10 protein-coding genes are annotated in these 15855 nt (G+C 66.0%); all 10 read left to right on the top strand.

The features are described 5' to 3' along the window. Positions 1 to 62 precede the first annotated feature (62 nt). The 10 genes from ispF (at position 63) to ACLJEU_RS04650 (ending at position 15728) form a co-directional block, all read left to right on the top strand. Positions 63 to 542 (top strand): 2-C-methyl-D-erythritol 2,4-cyclodiphosphate synthase, encoded by a 480-nt coding sequence (gene ispF / locus ACLJEU_RS04695; RefSeq protein ID WP_414660724.1) that lies wholly within the window; start codon positions 63 to 65, stop codon positions 540 to 542. 4 nt (positions 543 to 546) lie between these two features. After that, positions 547 to 2160 (top strand): peptide ABC transporter substrate-binding protein, encoded by a 1614-nt coding sequence (locus ACLJEU_RS04690; RefSeq protein ID WP_414660725.1) that lies wholly within the window; start codon positions 547 to 549, stop codon positions 2158 to 2160. A gap of 88 nt (positions 2161 to 2248) precedes the next feature. Next, a complete protein-coding gene (locus ACLJEU_RS04685) occupies positions 2249 to 3838 on the top strand; it encodes a peptide ABC transporter substrate-binding protein (RefSeq protein ID WP_414660726.1) in 1590 nt (529 codons plus the stop codon). Beyond that, the gene (locus ACLJEU_RS04680) at positions 3828 to 5492 is read left to right on the top strand and encodes a M28 family peptidase (RefSeq protein WP_414660727.1); all 1665 of its coding nucleotides are present in this window, start codon (positions 3828 to 3830) and stop codon (positions 5490 to 5492) included. Before ACLJEU_RS04685 ends, ACLJEU_RS04680 begins: the two co-directional genes overlap by 11 nt. Positions 5493 to 5639: 147 nt before the next feature. Continuing rightward, the gene (locus ACLJEU_RS04675; protein WP_414660728.1) at positions 5640 to 7304 is read left to right on the top strand and encodes a peptide ABC transporter substrate-binding protein; all 1665 of its coding nucleotides are present in this window, start codon (positions 5640 to 5642) and stop codon (positions 7302 to 7304) included. Positions 7305 to 7400: 96 nt separating this feature from the next. Next, positions 7401 to 10763 (top strand): hypothetical protein, encoded by a 3363-nt coding sequence (locus ACLJEU_RS04670; protein WP_414660729.1) that lies wholly within the window; start codon positions 7401 to 7403, stop codon positions 10761 to 10763. Positions 10764 to 10886: 123 nt separating this feature from the next. Continuing rightward, positions 10887 to 11807, top strand: coding sequence for an ABC transporter permease (locus ACLJEU_RS04665; RefSeq protein ID WP_414660730.1), 921 nt, complete (start codon positions 10887 to 10889; stop codon positions 11805 to 11807). Between the two features lie 96 nt (positions 11808 to 11903). Next, positions 11904 to 12803 (top strand): ABC transporter permease, encoded by a 900-nt coding sequence (locus ACLJEU_RS04660; RefSeq protein WP_414660731.1) that lies wholly within the window; start codon positions 11904 to 11906, stop codon positions 12801 to 12803. Between the two features lie 55 nt (positions 12804 to 12858). Further along, the gene (locus ACLJEU_RS04655) at positions 12859 to 14616 is read left to right on the top strand and encodes an ABC transporter ATP-binding protein (protein WP_414660732.1); all 1758 of its coding nucleotides are present in this window, start codon (positions 12859 to 12861) and stop codon (positions 14614 to 14616) included. Beyond that, positions 14616 to 15728 (top strand): glycosyltransferase family 9 protein, encoded by a 1113-nt coding sequence (locus ACLJEU_RS04650; protein WP_414660733.1) that lies wholly within the window; start codon positions 14616 to 14618, stop codon positions 15726 to 15728. The genes ACLJEU_RS04655 and ACLJEU_RS04650 overlap by 1 nt, the downstream gene beginning before the upstream one ends. The last annotated feature ends 127 nt before the right edge of the window (positions 15729 to 15855 follow it).

Raw genomic sequence — 15855 nt, 5'->3', positions numbered from 1 at the left:
GGACGCCGGCGCTCCCGTTTCTTTTCCGTGTATTCCGCGGCCGCCGTCACTAGGATTCCGGCATGAACTTCAGGATCGGCCACGGGTACGATATTCACCGGATTGTCGCGGGGCGGCCGCTGGTGCTCGGCGGCGTGACCTTCGACACCGACTTTGGGCTCGATGGCCACAGCGACGCCGATTGCGTGACCCACGCGGTGTGCGACGCCCTGCTCGGCGCGGCCGGCCTGCCGGACATCGGTCATTTTTTTCCGAATACGGACCCGGCGTACAAGAACATCAACTCGCAGGTGCTGCTCGCGCGGGTCTGCGCCGAGCTGTCGAAAAAAAGTTTCGCCATCGGCAACATCGACGTGAGCGTCATCGCCGAAAAACCGAAAATCTATCCGCGCATCGCCGAGATGAAGGCCGCCCTCGCCAAATCCACCCACCTGCCCGTCACGAACATCGGGATCAAGGCCACGACCAACGAGGGCGTTGGCGATCTCGGCCGCGGCCTCGCCATCGCCGCCCACGCGGTGGCGCTCATTGCGAAAGCCTGAACCCATGCGTCCTTTCCTCCGCCTGCTATTCGCTGGCGTCGCGCTGTTCACCGCGGCCGGCTGCTTCAAACGCGAATCGAATGTCGATCGCGGCAATCGCGATCAGGTGCTGCATCGCGGCATCGGCGCCGACCCGACCGATCTCGATCCGCACGTCGCCACCAACATCGCCGAGGTCGATCTCGTTTCCGCGCTGTTCGAGGGCCTCGTGATCGAGGATCCCGTCGACCTGCACCCGGTGCCGGGCGTCGCAGCGCGCTGGGAGGTTTCACCGGACCAGCTCACGTACACGTTCTTCCTCCGAGCCGAGGCGAAGTGGTCAAACAACACCCCCGTCACCGCGACCGACTTCGTCGAGTCCTGGCGCCGCGTGCTCACGCCCACGCTGGGCGCGGAGAACGCCGGCTTCCTTTACGTGATTCAGAACGCCGAGGCGTTCCACAAGGGCGCGTCCAAGGACTTCGCCACCGTCGGCGTGAAGGCCGTCGACGCGCGTACACTCCGAGTGACCCTCGCGCATCCGGCGGCGCACTTCCTCTCGCTGCTCACGCACGCCGCGTTCCTGCCGGTGCCGATCGCGGCGATCACGCCGCACGGCGATGCGTTTACCCGCGGGGTGCCGTGGACGCGTCCGGGCCGCCTCGTCGGCAACGGCGCGTTCGTCCTGAAGACATGGCAGCCTAATCGCGAAATCATCGTCGAAAAATCATCGACCTACTGGGATGCCGCCACGGTGCGACTGAAGGGCATCCATTTCTATCCGATCGAGAGCCTCGACGCGGAGGAGCGTGCGTTTCGCTCCGGCCAGCTGCACGTCACGTACGTGCTGCCCTATGGCAAAGTCGACGCCTACCGCCGCAACTCGCCGCAGCTGCTGCGCACGGATCCGTACCTCAACACGTACTTCTTCCGGCTGAATCTGCGGCAGGCGCCGTTGAACAACGAACGCCTGCGCCGGGCCCTCGCGCTCGCCGTCGACCGCACCGCCATCGTCGAAAAGATCCTGCGCGGCGGCCAGCAGCCCGCGACGTCGATCACGCCACCCGGCCTGCCCGGCTACACGCCGCCCCTCGGTGCCACGTTTGATCCCGAAGCCGCGCGCGCCCTGCTGAAGGAAGCCGGCTTTCCCGAGGGTCGCGGCCTGCCGCCGCTCGAGCTGCTCTTCAACACCTCGGCCAATCACCGGCTCGTCGCCGAGGCCGTCCAGGAAATGTGGAGACGCGAGCTCGGCCTCGACGTCCGGCTGATCAACCAGGAGTTCAAGGTGGTGTTGTCGGAGCGCCGCGCCGGTCGTTTTCAAATTCTGCTCTCCGACTGGGCCGCCGATTATCTCGACGCGACCAACTTCCTCGATCTGTGGCGCAGCGACAGCGGCAACAATCACACGGGCTGGGCGAATCAGGAATACGACGCCCTGATCTTTGGCGCGGCGCGCACCGCCGATCCTGCCGCCCGCGCCGCGCAACTGCAACGCGCCGAAGCCCTGATGCTCGCGGCGGCACCGATCATCCCGATCTACTACAACACGCACGTGTTCCTGCTGCAGCCCTCGGTGAAGGGCTGGCATCCCACGCTGCTCGATCACCACCCGTACAAGCATGTGTGGCTCGAGCGCTGAACCCGGGAGCACAGGCTTCCCCGCCTGCTCGGAGCGATTGCAGGCGACGACGCCTGCGCTCCCACGCCTGGCCGCGATCGTCTGCGGGTTGGTTGGATTCGCGCTTGCGCTCACCGGCTGCGGCCAACGCAGCGAGAAGCCAGCCGCATCATCCGCCGCCTCCGCCGCGACGTCGATTCTGCGCCTCAGTCAGCGCAACGAGCCGGTCGATCTCGATCCGGTCAAAACCTCGCTGCCCGACGAATTCGGCATCCTGCGCGCGCTGCTCGAAGGCCTGCTGATTCCCGGCGAAAACGGCGGGCCGCCGCAGCCGGGCGTCGCCCAGCGCTTCGACGTGTCGCCCGACGGCCTCACCTACACGTTTCACCTGCGGCCGGACGCACGCTGGTCGGACGATCAGCCGGTCACGGCGACGCACTTCGTCGAAGCCTACCGCCGCGCGCTCACGCCCGCGACCGCAGCGCCGAAGGCCGTCGTGTTCTTTCCCGTCCGCAACGCCCGCGCGTTCGTCACCGGTGCGCTCACCGAGTTTTCCGCCGTCGGTTTCCGCGCGGCCGACGCCCGCACGCTGGTCGTCACGCTCGCCCAGCCCACGCCGCGTTTTCCCTACTACGTGGCGAGCGGCCCTTGGCTGCCGGTGCGCGCCGATCTCGCGGCGAAACACGGTCGCACCTGGACGCGGCCCGAGCACTTCGTCGGCAACGGGCCGTTCACGCTCGCCGAATGGCGCGCGGACCAGCGCATCGTCGCGAAGAAGAACCCGCGCTGGCATGGCGCCGCGGGCGTGCGCTTGAGCGAGCTGCACTTCGTCCGCTTCGACAGCGGAGACAGCGAGGATCGCGCGTATCGCGCGGGCCAGATTGAAGCCACGATGGCCGTGCCGTTCAGCAAGGTCGAAGGCTACGCGAAGGAGCGCCCGGCCGAGCTGCACCGCGCGGCGATGATCGAGACGCGTTACCTGAGTTTCAATTGTGCGCGTCCCACCTTGAAGGATACGCGCGTCCGCCAGGCCCTCGCACTGGCCATCGACCGGCCAGCGATCGTCGAACACGTGCTGCGCGGCGGCCAGCCGGTGGCGACGACGTTTGTGCCGCCGGTGTTGTGGACGGGCGCGACGACAGCGTCGCCGCAGGCCCATCGCTTCGATGCCGGCGCGGCCCGCCAGCTGCTCGCGGCGGCGGGTTTTCCCGGGGGCAAAAATTTCCCGCGGCTCGAAGTCACCGCGTGGTCCACGTCACAGGTGCCGGTGCTCGAGGCCATCCAGGCGGGGTGGCGGCGCGAGCTCGGCGTCGACGTCACGATCGCCACGCGCGACGCCAAGGTCCACCTGAGCTCGCTCGCGGCGGGCGACTACGACATCGGTTTCATCACCGCGATTCCGGACGTCGCGGACGCATTTGAGCTGCTCGGCGATTTTGTCACGGGCGCGCCGGAAAACTATCCGCACTGGGGCGATCCCGCATTCGACGCAGCCCTCGCCCGCGCCGCCACGCTCGGCGATTCCGTCGCCCGCACCGCGGCCCTGCGCGAAGCCGAAAGCCGCCTGCTGGAGTCGGCCGCGCTCACGCCGATTTATTTCAACGCCAAGATCTGGCTCATGTCGCCGCGCGTGCGTGGCTGGCAGGAGGACGGACTCTGGGCCCGCTGTTACCAAGGTATTCAACTCCATGAAAACTAACCTCACTTCGGCCGGCCTCGCCCTCGCCGCGACGGCGGTGGCGTTGATCGCCGCGGAGCCGACCCCGGGGATTTCCGCCGCCAGCCTGCTCGCCCGCACGCGCGAGATTTCCTCCGACGCCTTCGAAGGCCGCGGACCGGGGACGCCCGGTGAGGAAAAGACCGTCGCGTACCTGATCGACGCGTTCAAACGGCTCGGACTGCAGCCCGGCAATCCCAACGGCACCTTCGTGCAGGACGTGCCGCTGGTGGGCATGACGGCCAAACCCACGCTGACGATCACCGCCGGCGGCAAGGCCGTGCCGATGGAAGCGATCAACGATTTCGTCGGGTTCTCGAGCCGCGTGACGCCGCGCGTCGAGGCGAAGGACACGGACGTCGTTTTCGTGGGCTACGGCGTGGTCGCACCCGAATTCGGCTGGGATGACTACAAGGACGTCGATGTCCGCGGCAAGACCGTGGTCATGCTGATCAACGATCCGCCGGTGATCGACGCGAAGACCGGCCAGCTCGATCCCGCGGTGTTCGGCGGCAAGGCCATGACCTACTACGGGCGCTGGACGTACAAGTATGAGAGCGCCGCCGCGAAAGGCGCGGCTGCGTGCCTCATCGTGCACGAGACTGCGGCGGCCGCCTATCCGTTCGGCGTCGTGGTCAACAGCTGGTCGCGCGAGAACTTCGAGATCCGCGCGGCCGACGGCAACGCCGGGCACGTCGGGCTCTCCGGCTGGCTCACGCTCGACGCCACGAAACGACTGATGGCGGCCGGCGGTCACGACTTTGACGCGCTGAAGAAATCCGCCGTCACGCGCGCGTTTCGTCCCGTGCCGCTCGGCGCGAAGGCGTCCTTCACCGTCGACACGACCTTGCGCAACGTCGAGTCGCGGAACGTCGTCGCCCTGCTGCCCGGCACCGATCCGCAGCTGCGCAACGAATACGTCTATTACAACGCGCACTGGGATCACCTCGGCCGCGACGAGCGGTTGAAGGGCGATCAGATCTACAACGGTGCCGCGGACAACGCCGCCGGCGTGGCGGTGCTGCTGGAAATTGCCCAGGGAATCCAGGCGCTGCCGGCGGCGCGAAAGCCGAAACGGAGCATCGTGTTTCTTTCCGTGACGGCCGAGGAGAAGGGCCTGCTCGGCTCCCGGCACTACGCGCGCAATCCGCTGTATCCACTCAAACGGACGCTCGCCGTGATCAACATGGACGGTGCGAACCAGTTTGGCCGGACCAACGATCTTGAAATTGTGGGCCTCGGCGCCTCCACCATCGACGATCTCGCCGGAGCCGTGGCAGCTGCGCAGGGTCGCACGGTGCAGGCCGACGCGTATCCGGAACGCGGATCGTACTACCGCAGCGATCACTTCGAGTTTGCGAAGGTAGGGGTGCCGGCGTTCTACCCCAGGGCGGGCCGTTCGTTCATCGGGCAGCCGGCGGACTTCGCTGACAAGGTTGTCGCCGAGTACATCGCCAAGGACTATCATCAAGTCAGCGACGAAGTGAAACCGCACTGGACCTTCGAGGGCGCCGCGCAGGACTGTGAGTTCCTGCTTCAGCTCGGGCTGCAGATTGCGAATGGAAACACGTGGCCGGCATGGAAACCCGGCAACGAGTTCAAGGCGCGGCGCGATGCGCTGATGCTCGCAAGGTAGGGGGACCGTCCCCGGTCCCCTTGCCCGGATGCGACCGAGGGCGGCCGCGCTCCCAGAGATCGACACCGTCCCCGAAGAAAACCTCCACGCATCATCATCCGGCCGCGGATGCTTGCAGATAAGCCGTACCCGCCTTTCCTTCGCCGGATGCTGAGACGTCCCCTCCTGCTTCTCACCCTTCTGGCCTTCGGTACATTCCTCACGGGCTGCGGAAAAAAAGATCCGACTCCGTCCACCACCGCGTCGGCGGCAAAAGCCGAAGCCGCCGTTCCCGGCCAGCTCGCCAAGGAGCAAATCTGGCGCGTCGGCAACGGCAGCGAGCCGCAGGATCTCGACCCGCAGACGATCACGGGCGTGCCCGAGCACAAGATCATGATGGCGCTGTTCGAGGGCCTCGCCGCCGAGGACCCGAAGGACCTGCACCCGGTGCCCGGCATCGCCGAGAAGTGGGACATCTCGCCCGACGGCAAAGTGTACACGTTTCATCTCCGCGCGAACGCCAAGTGGTCCAACGGTGATCCGATCACCGCGACCGACATCCTCGAGTCCTACAAGCGCATGCTCTCGCCGAAGCTCGCGGCCGAATATGCGTATCTGATCTACAACTTCGTCGTCGGCGCCAAGGACTACTACGACGGCAAGATCACCGATTTCTCCCAGGTCGGCTTCAAGGTGATCGACGAGCGGACGTTTCAGGCGACGCTCCGCAGCCCCACGCCGTACCTGATGAAGATCATCGCCAGCCACTACGCGTGGACGCCAGTGCCGGTGAAGGTCATCGCGAAATTCGGGCCGGTCGATCAGAAGCGGACCGCCTGGACCCGCGCCGGCAACCTCGTGGCGAGCGGGCCGTTCATGCTGAAGGAGTGGTCGCCGAATCAACGCGTGGTCACCGTGCGCAATCCGCACTACTGGGACGCGAAGACCGTGAAGCTGGACGAGATTCACTTTCTGCCGACCGACGACATCTCGACGGACGAACGGAATTTCCGCACCGGCCAGGTGCACATGACCAACGAGCTGCCCAACGCCAAGATCGATACCTACCGAAAAAACTATCCGGAATCGCTGCGCATCGATCCTTACCTCGGCATCTACTTTTATCGCTGCAATGTCGCGCGGCCGCCGCTGAACGATAAGCGCGTCCGCAAAGCCCTCGCGCTCGCGCTCAACCGCGAGAGCATCGTGAAGAACGTCACCCGCGGCGGCCAGCAACCCGCCTACGCCGTGACCTATCCCGGCACCGCCGGCTACACGCCGCGCGCCCAGCTCAAGGGCACGCTCGACGACGCCAAGCGTCTCCTCGCCGAGGCGGGTTTTCCCGAGGGCAAGGGCCTGCCGGTGATCGATCTGCTCTACAACACGTCGGAGAATCACCGCGCCATCGCCGAAGCCATCCAGCAGATGTGGCGGACGAACCTCGGCGTGAACATCCAGCTCACCAACCAAGAGTGGAAGGTGTATCTGGACATGCAGCACACGAAGAATTTCACGATGATGCGCGGCGGGTGGATCGCGGACTACGTCGACCCGCACGTGTTTCTCGAGATCTGGGAGACAGGCAACGGCAACAACGACACGAACTGGAGCAACGCCGAGTACGACCGACTCCTGCAAGCCGCTCTAGCCGCCCCCGATGACACGGCGCGTTACGAGATTTACCAGAAGATGGAAGCCATCCTCGTCGACGAACTTCCGATCATCCCAATCTACTACTACACGAAGGTGGCTGCGCTCAGTCCGAAGGTGAAGGGATTCTATCCCACGCTGCTGGACAACCACCCGTACAAGTACATCTACCTCGAGCAGTGATCCGCGCCCGTGGCGCGGTCGCGTCGCACGCAGCCGAAACCGATCGCGGAGGCGGTTCCTTCTTTCTATCCCGGGCCCCTTCGGCATGGTCGGCCGATGTTTCGGATTTCTATACGCGTCATTGGAGTCGCCGCAGCGCTGACCCTCGGTGGGCTCGTCGCGCGGGCGGTTGATCCCTACCAGTCGCGCCTCGACCGCGAATACAAATCGTATTCCCAGGCCCTCTCGCGCGCCTACTCCACGCCGCCCCCGCGGCCGCCACCGTCGCGTTCCTATTCCTCGCCCTCGTACTCGTCGTCGTCCTCGAGCCGCAGTTCGAGTCCGAACACCCCGTCGCGCTCCTATTCGTCGCCGACGAACTACGCGACCTCCGGGCAGGCACAGCAGCGCTTCACCGAGGACCGGCGAACGTGGGAGCAGAAATATTCCCAAACGCCGCAGCAGCGCGCGTCCACCGCCGCCGAACGAGCCGCGTGGGAGCGCAGTCGCCAGGCCGAGCAGCGCGCCGCGCAGGAGCGGTTGCGCAACGAGTCGTCGTACTCGCGCGGCGACTGGGAGGTGGTGAGGAAGGAGACCGCCGGCAAGGCCCCGCTCGTCGCCCCGCCGCGGCGCGCGATGGAATCGCCGCGGGAGGAATTCCTCTACTACGAGGGACAGGCGCTGCTCCATGGCTCCAAGGCGCTCTGGGAACGGCTGCGGCTCGGGCAGATGTGCCTCGTCTACCAAGGCCCCAACGCGACACCGGCACGTGCGTTCGGATTTTTCTCCGCGTCCAATCCCGACTGGCCCGAGGTGCAGCTCGGGCTCGGCGTATGTTATATGCGCGGCTACGGCGTCAGCCCCGATGCCGCCAAAGCCCGCGAGTGGCTCGAGAAGGCGGCGGCCTTCGACGAATCGAAGCAGCGTGACAACGGGTTTCTGGGCCGGGGCGATTTTCAACGCATCGCCTTCGAGGCGTGCCGAGAACTGGCCGTCGCCTACGACCTGGGCCAGGTCCTGCCCCAGAATGCTGATCTCGCGGCGCAGTGGTATGACCGCGCGCAGAATCGCCCGCTCTTCGACAAGGACCGCGCTGATCTCAAGGCGCTGAAAATCGAATTTTGGAAACGCCATGCGCGCAGCGCCCGGGCGATGCTGGAGCGACGCTTCGCCGCGTTGCAAAAAGGAGAACCAGCCCCGGTGTCCGCCTCGTTTATTGAGGATGTCATCGCGGCCGGCGATGCGTCCACGATCTACGAACTCGGCGAGTTCACCGACACCAGGGACTGGCGGGGCAGCGAAATCGCCACCGGACGCAGCGGCATCTCCTATTTTCTCGCCGCCGCCAAACTCGGCCACGAGGCCGCGGCCCGCGCCTTTTTTTCGCCCGCGAAAAACGGTTACTACAACGAGGATCTCGACGGCGATCCGTTCTGGAAAACGCACGCCGATTTCGTGCGCGAGCAGTGGCCGCTGTGGGAAAAAAAATTCCTCGCTGCCGCGCAAGCCGGCGATGCCGCCGCGAACATTCCGCTCGCGTTTCACTACTCCGGCGCGCGCGGCAATCCCGTGGATCGCGCAGCGGCGCTGCGCCACGGCGCCCTCCTGCCCGCGTCGATGCCGCCGCGCCAGCGCCAAGCCATCGAGCGTGCGATCGCCAGCACCGATGAGGCTCAACTCGCGGCGCGCGATAGTCGCCGCTGGCTGCAATCGGTCCTGGCCAAATTCCGCCGGGCTGATGGCACGGTCATCCTGCCGGGCACCGTGGCCGCGGCCGACACCGCGCGCGTCGCGGCCCTGCGCGATGAAGGCAACGCCCTCGCCCGCACCGCCGGCGATCAAGCGCGCGCCAAATGGTTCGAGGCCGCCGCGCTTGGCGATTTGCCGGCGCAGGTGCAGCTCTTCGTCTACGCCAAACGCCAACGTCTCGATCTCGGCGGCGCCTACGAACAGGCGCTGCAAGCCCGCCTTGAAACCGCGGCGCAGGCCGGCGATCCGGGGGCGGTGGCGACGCTTGCGGCCCTGCTCGACGGCCATGACGGCAACTCGCGTCGACTCCGCTCGGCTAACAATAACCTCAGCCGGAAATGGCGCGACGCCACGCTCACGCTCGCGCCGCAAAAAGCGCAGTTTCTCAAAATCGCGCGAGACCCCAAAGTCAGCGACGCCGACTTCGCCGCCGCCCGCGCCGCCGCCCTGCGCGAAACCGAGCAGTGGAAAGCGCACCTGCAGAAATGGGATTTCGAGGGCCAGCCGATCCAAAGCGACGTCATGCTTTCCGCTGAGGACCTCAGCGCGACGGACACGCAGCGGGTGGAGTTCGTCGCGTTGGCGTCCACCGCAGCGCGGTTGGAGACCCAACTCGCGATCTGGGAAAAGACCGTCGAACCGACGGCCTACGATCCCGAAGCCGACGCCCGCTTTCACGCCGCTTACGAAGCGTGGCAGGGACTCGACGAAGCCGAACGCGATCTCGGCCTCGCGCTCGATTGTTTTGCGCAAAGCGCCGGCCTCGGGCATCCGCTCGCGCCGCTCGCCCTCGCGTATTTCCACGCCAGTGGTTTCGGCGGCTTTCCGAAAAATGCGGACCTCAGCCGGCGTTTCCGCGCGCTGGCTGAAGCGCGTCTCACCGCGCTGGCGGAAACCAACAATCTGTGGGCCCAGACCTACCTCGGCTATCTGCTCGTCACCGGCGACAACGCGCGCGACGACGCCCTCGAGCGTCCCGATCGCTTCGAATGGCTCCCGCAGGACAAGGCCCGCGGCATGAAATGGCTGCACACCGCCGCGATCGAGGGCGCCATGTGCACGCCGAATCTCGACGACGCGAGCGGCCAGCCGGTCGCCTGGTATGTTGTGCAGATGTATTACAGCTGGGGCCTCAAGGCGGAGAAAACCAAATGGGAACTCATCCGGGATCTGGTGGAGCCGCTGCTCACCGCGGAAGAAACGACCGCGGCGCAATGGGAGAAGGCGCAGACCAAAGCGCGCGCGCTGCTCGCGGAGACGCCCGAGGCCGAGCGCATCCGCGTGGCGTTGGATCAGGCGGTCGAGGCGACGACGGGCGACGAACTCGCCGCCGCCCTGGCCCGCGTGGCGCGCGCTCGCGCGCGGCTGGCGGCCGGCTTCGAACGCAGCGCGCTCATCGATGCCACGAAGGCCGCCGAGCTGGCGCCGCACCGCGCCGAGGGCTGGGAAAGCCTGAGTCAGATTCAACGCAGCCAAGGCGATCCCCTCGCCGCAGCCGTGAGCTCCGGCCTCGCGCGCGTGCTCGAAGCGGGGCCGGCCGCCATCGGCGAGTTCGAGCGCGCGTTTGCCGCGTTCGCAAAGGCCCGGCCGGACTCACCCTCGGACATTCGCGATCTCTTGGATCCCCGCAGCCTCCGGATGAGACTCAATTACGCGCAGGCCGCGCATCCGCAATCCGTCGCGCTCAACCTCTTGAAGGAACGAGTCGGGAAAATCCTGTCGGACGAGTGATGACCTCCGCAGCAGCCGACCCCAATCCGAAATCACGTCTCGAAGCTCCACTTGCCGCTCACCCAGGCCGCCGCCGATTCCCCCTTGTCTCAGCTGCGAGTTCTGCCATCTGACACCTGACCCATGCTCCGTTTCATCACGTCGCGCTTCCTGCAGTCGTTGCTGGCCCTGTTTCTCGTCATCACCGCGACGTTCTTCATGATCCGCTTCGTGCCCGGCGGGCCGTTCACGGCGGAGAAGGCGGTCACCCCTGAAATCCTGCGCAACCTCGAGGCGCACTACGGGCTGAACAAGCCGCTCTGGAAACAGTACCTCGACTACCTCGGCAGCCTCGCGCACGGCGATCTCGGCCCGTCGTTCAAGTACCCGAACCGCACCGTCAACGAGATCATCGCCGACAAGGTGCCCGTCTCCGCCGAGCTCGGCGCGCTCGCCCTCGGCATCGCGCTCGTCCTCGGCATCACGCTCGGCACGTTCGCCGCGGTCCGGCGCAATACCTGGATCGATTACACGGCGTCGACCTTCGGCATGGCGGGCATCTCGATTCCCACCTTTGTCATCGGCCCGCTGCTGGTCCTCGCCTTTGCAATTCATCTCGGCTGGTTCAACGCCTCCGGCTGGTACGGTCCGGCCGATCGCGTCCTGCCCGCGCTCGTGCTCGGCTTCGCGTACGCCGCACCGATTTCGCGCCTTACGCGCGGCGGCATGCTCGAGGTGCTGCATCAGGATTTCATCCGGACCGCGCGCGCCAAGGGCGCCTCCGAGTGGCGCGTCGTGCTGCGCCACGCGTTGCGCGGCGGCCTGCTGCCAGTGGTTTCGTATCTCGGACCGGCGGTCGCGGGCATCCTCACCGGCTCGTTCGTGATCGAAACGATCTTCCAGATTCCGGGCATCGGCCGCGAGTTCGTGAACAGCGCCTTCAACCGCGACTACACGTTGGTGCTCGGCACGGTGATTCTCTACGCGGTGCTCATCATGGCGCTGAACCTCCTCGTGGATATTATCCAGGCGTGGATGAACCCGAAGGTCCGCCTCGAATCGTGAACACCCCTGATCGCCCGCGAATCACGCGCATGCACGCGAATCAAAATTCCCTGTTTTTCCATTCGCGCCGATTTGCGTGATTCGCGGGCACCTCCGATGTCATCCCTCACTCCCACTCTCGCCGCCGTCGTCGCCGAGCCGCTCGAAAAGGGCAACTCGCTCTGGCACGATGCCTGGCTGCGGCTGCGCAAGAACAAGCTCGCAGTATTCGGAATGTGGGCACTCGGGCTCGTGACCCTCGCGTGCGTGGTCGGCCCGTGGATCTCGCCCTTCGGCTACGAGCAACAGGAACTGGCCAACACGTTCTCGCCCCCGAGTGGCACGCACTGGCTGGGCACGGATCAACTCGGCCGCGATCTGCTGGTGCGCCTGCTCTACGGCGGCCGGGTGTCGCTGGGCGTCGGTCTCGCGGCCACGTTTGTCGCGCTCACGATCGGCGTCGTCTACGGCGCGGTGGCGGGCTTCTTCGGCGGCAAGCTCGACGCCTTCATGATGCGGACGGTGGACATCATCTACTCCCTGCCGTTTCCGATCTTCGTCATTCTGCTCATGGTGTTTTTCGGCCGGAACATCATCCTGCTCTTCGTCGCGATTGGCGCGGTCGAGTGGCTCACCATGGCGCGCATCGTCCGCAGCCAGGTGATGGCCGTGAAGAAGATGGAGTTCATCGAGGCGGCGCGATCGATCGGCTACGGCAAGCGCCGGATCATCTTCCGGCACATCCTGCCGAACATTCTCGGCCCGATCATCGTGTACACGACCCTGACGATCCCGGCCGTGATGCTGCTCGAGGCGTTTCTCAGTTTCCTCGGCCTCGGCGTGCAGCCGCCGATGAGTTCGTGGGGCGTGTTGATCAAGGACGGCGCGGAGAAGATGGAAGAGTACCCGTGGCTGCTGCAGTTTCCCGCCGCGCTGTTCTCCCTGACGCTCCTGTCGCTCAACTTCCTCGGCGATGGCCTGCGTGACGCGCTGGATGTGCGGTCGTCGAAGGACTGAAGTTTGGGGTGGAACGGGCCGCCCACACCGCGTTCCATAGCGTGCTCCAGCCCTGATGCGCCGCTTCCGTCCCTATCTCAAATACCTGCGCGCCGTGCGCGGACCGTTGTTTGGCGCGCTCTTCTTCGCGGTCATCTACGGCGCGGCGAGCGGCCTGGCGATAAACTACATCATCAAGGAAGTGCTGCCGCGGCTCTTCGACAAGGGCGCAGCGACGCTCTCGTTCCTCCAGATTCTCGGCTACGCGTCGCTGATCCCGGCCGTGTTCCTCATCCGCGGCGTCGCGGGCTACCTCAACACCTACCTGATCACGCTCTGCGGCGTGCGGGTGCTCGAACGGCTCCGGCTCGATTTCTTTTCGCGCCTGCAGGTGCTGCCGCTCGCGTTTTTCGCGACGCGGCAAACGGGCGATCTCATTTCGCGCGGCATCGCGGACACCAACCAGCTGCAGTTCACGCTCACGAGCGTCGCCAACGATCTGTTCAAGCAACCCGCCCAACTGCTCGGCGCCATCGGTTATCTCGCCTGGCTGGCACTCGCCAACCACGACGTCGCCTTCCTGCTGCTCTGCCTGTGCAGCATTCCGCTGTGCGTCTTTCCCGTCCGCTACGTCGGCAAACACCTTCAGCGTCGCGCGAATCAGCTGCAGGCGGAGATGGGCGTAGTCACCGGCGCGCTCTCCGAAAATATCGGCGCCGCCAAGGAAGTGCGCGCCTTCGGGCTCGAGCAGCGCGAGGAGGAACGCTTTGGCCGGGCGACGCGGATGCTGGTCACTTACCAGATGAAGGCGGTCAAGTACGCGGGATTCCTGACGCCGGCGATTGAGTTCATCAGCGCCCTCGGGATCGCGGCCACGCTGATCTATGTCTATCGCGCCGGGTTCGAGCTCGCGGTGTTCATGTCGATTCTGTCCGCGCTCTACATGTGCTACGACCCGGTGAAGAAACTGGGGGCGATCAACAGCGAGCTGAAACGGGGCTCCGCGGCCCTCGCGCGGCTCGACGACGTGTTCAACGAACCGCTCGTCATTGCCGACCCGGCCCAACCGGTGGCCGTCGGCCGGTTGCGCGGCGACGTGGCGTTCGAACAGGTCTCCTTTGCCTACAAGTCCGATCTGCCGGTGCTGACCGAGGTGAGCATCGCGATTCCCGCCGGCACCGTCTGCGCGCTCGTCGGGCCGAGCGGCGCGGGCAAGACCACGTTCGCCAATCTCGTGCCGCGCTTTTACGAAGTCGCTTCCGGCCGGGTGACCATCGACGGCATCGATGTCCGCGCCATGCGGCTAGCCGATCTGCGGCGCAACATCGCGATCGTCTCGCAGGATCCCGTGCTCTTCAACGACACGATCCTCGCCAATCTCATGCTGGGGCGCGCCGACGCCACGCGCCCCGAGGTCGAGCAGGCGGCGCGCGATGCGTTCGCGCACGATTTCATCAAGACCTTGCCGCAGGGCTACGACACCATCGTCGGCGAACGCGGCGCCTCGCTTTCCGGCGGACAGCGCCAGCGCGTCGCGCTCGCGCGCGCATTTCTGCGCAATGCACCGATTCTCATTCTCGACGAGGCGACCAGCGCGCTCGACAGCGAGAGCGAGGGCTTCATCCAGACCGCGCTGCAGAAGCTCGTCGTGGGCAAAACCGTTTTCATCATCGCCCACCGGTTCTCCACCATTCGCGACGCCACGAAGATCCTCGTCTTCGAACGCGGCCGGATCATCGCCAGTGGCAGCCACGGCGAGCTGCACACCGGCAACGCGCTCTACAAGTCGCTTTACGATCGTCAAAGCACCGCGGCGCTGCAGCCCGCGCCCTGATGCCGACCGCATCGCCTTTCGAGACCAGCGGAGCGACGGCGACGTCGTCCGCCCCGCAGCGATCGCAGATTCACGCGAACCGCGTCCCACGCGTACTGGTGATCCGGAGACGCTATCTTGGTGACATCGTCCTGCTCGGCAGCGTCCTGAGAAACCTGCGCCTGCGCTGGCCCGCCGCGTGGATCGCGGTGCTCACCGAGCCCGCCTACGCCGGCGTGCTGCGGCTCAACCCCGACGTCGACGCGGCCCTGACGCTGCCGCGGGGCTTTGCCGCGTGGCTGCGTTTCATCCGGGCGCTGCGGCGCGACGGCTTCACGCACGTGCTGGATTTCGACAACACGGACAAGACGGCGCTCATCACGCGGCTGACGGGCGCGGGCGTGCGCGCCACGTTCAACCGCGAGCTCATTCCGTTCCGCCATGCGTGGATCTACACGGACACGGCGCAGGTCACAAACGCGTTCTACGATTCGCACCACATCACCGCGACGTACCTCGCGCTGCCCGCCGCGATTGGCGTTCCGATCGACTCGCACGAAGTGCGGCTGGTGCCGCGCCCCGACGATCTCGCTTGGGCGCAAAAACTCGTCGCGCGCGGTGGCAACAAGGTGCTCGTTCATCCCGGATCGCGCAGTCCATTCCGCGTGTGGCCGGCGGAACGTTTCGCGGCGGTGTGCGATCACCTGCAGGATCAGCTCGGCGCGCAGGTATTTCTCACCGCCGGTCCGGGCGAGCAGGCGCTCGTCGAGCAGATCCGCGCGAAGGCCAGTACGCACCTCGTGGTGCTGGAGTCGCCGCGGCAGGTCGGCCAGCTCGCGGCGCTGCTCGCCCAATTCGACGCCTTTCTCTGTCATGACAGCGGCCCGATGCACATCGCGGCCGCCGTCGGCACACCCGTGGTCGCGTTATTCGGATCGCAGAACGCCACCATCTGGCGCCCGCTCGGACCGCGGCACACGATTTTGCAGACGCCCCTGCCCTGTACGTGCCTCGGTGCCGACGCGCCGACAGCCTGCGTGCGCGACGATTCGTACCGCAGCTACTGCGTGCGAAAACTCGCCGTCGACGACGTGTTCGCCGCCGTCACGCGCACGCTCGCGACGGGACGGTGAGCAATTGCGGAATGCGGATTGGGGACTACGGATTTTTTCGAGCCGGAGAAAACAACGGCGGACGTGGGGTAGATTAAGCGGCTCACTGCGATGGGACTTGCTTCGTGGCTACGAGCGCCAGCGAGTG

The organism is Terrisphaera buseokensis (assembly GCF_047521145.2).
Lineage (GTDB): Bacteria > Verrucomicrobiota > Verrucomicrobiia > Opitutales > Opitutaceae > ER46.
Note: the sequence above shows the minus strand (reverse complement) of the source record. Positions and strands in the feature narration are given on the sequence as shown.

Coding starts and splice junctions, on each gene's coding strand:
- ispF (WP_414660724.1), top strand. CDS start 63: ATGAACTTCAGGATCGGCCACGGGTACGATATTCACCGGATTGTCGCG.
- ACLJEU_RS04690 (WP_414660725.1), top strand. CDS start 547: ATGCGTCCTTTCCTCCGCCTGCTATTCGCTGGCGTCGCGCTGTTCACC.
- ACLJEU_RS04680 (WP_414660727.1), top strand. CDS start 3,828: ATGAAAACTAACCTCACTTCGGCCGGCCTCGCCCTCGCCGCGACGGCG.
- ACLJEU_RS04675 (WP_414660728.1), top strand. CDS start 5,640: ATGCTGAGACGTCCCCTCCTGCTTCTCACCCTTCTGGCCTTCGGTACA.
- ACLJEU_RS04670 (WP_414660729.1), top strand. CDS start 7,401: ATGTTTCGGATTTCTATACGCGTCATTGGAGTCGCCGCAGCGCTGACC.
- ACLJEU_RS04665 (WP_414660730.1), top strand. CDS start 10,887: ATGCTCCGTTTCATCACGTCGCGCTTCCTGCAGTCGTTGCTGGCCCTG.
- ACLJEU_RS04660 (WP_414660731.1), top strand. CDS start 11,904: ATGTCATCCCTCACTCCCACTCTCGCCGCCGTCGTCGCCGAGCCGCTC.
- ACLJEU_RS04655 (WP_414660732.1), top strand. CDS start 12,859: ATGCGCCGCTTCCGTCCCTATCTCAAATACCTGCGCGCCGTGCGCGGA.
- ACLJEU_RS04650 (WP_414660733.1), top strand. CDS start 14,616: ATGCCGACCGCATCGCCTTTCGAGACCAGCGGAGCGACGGCGACGTCG.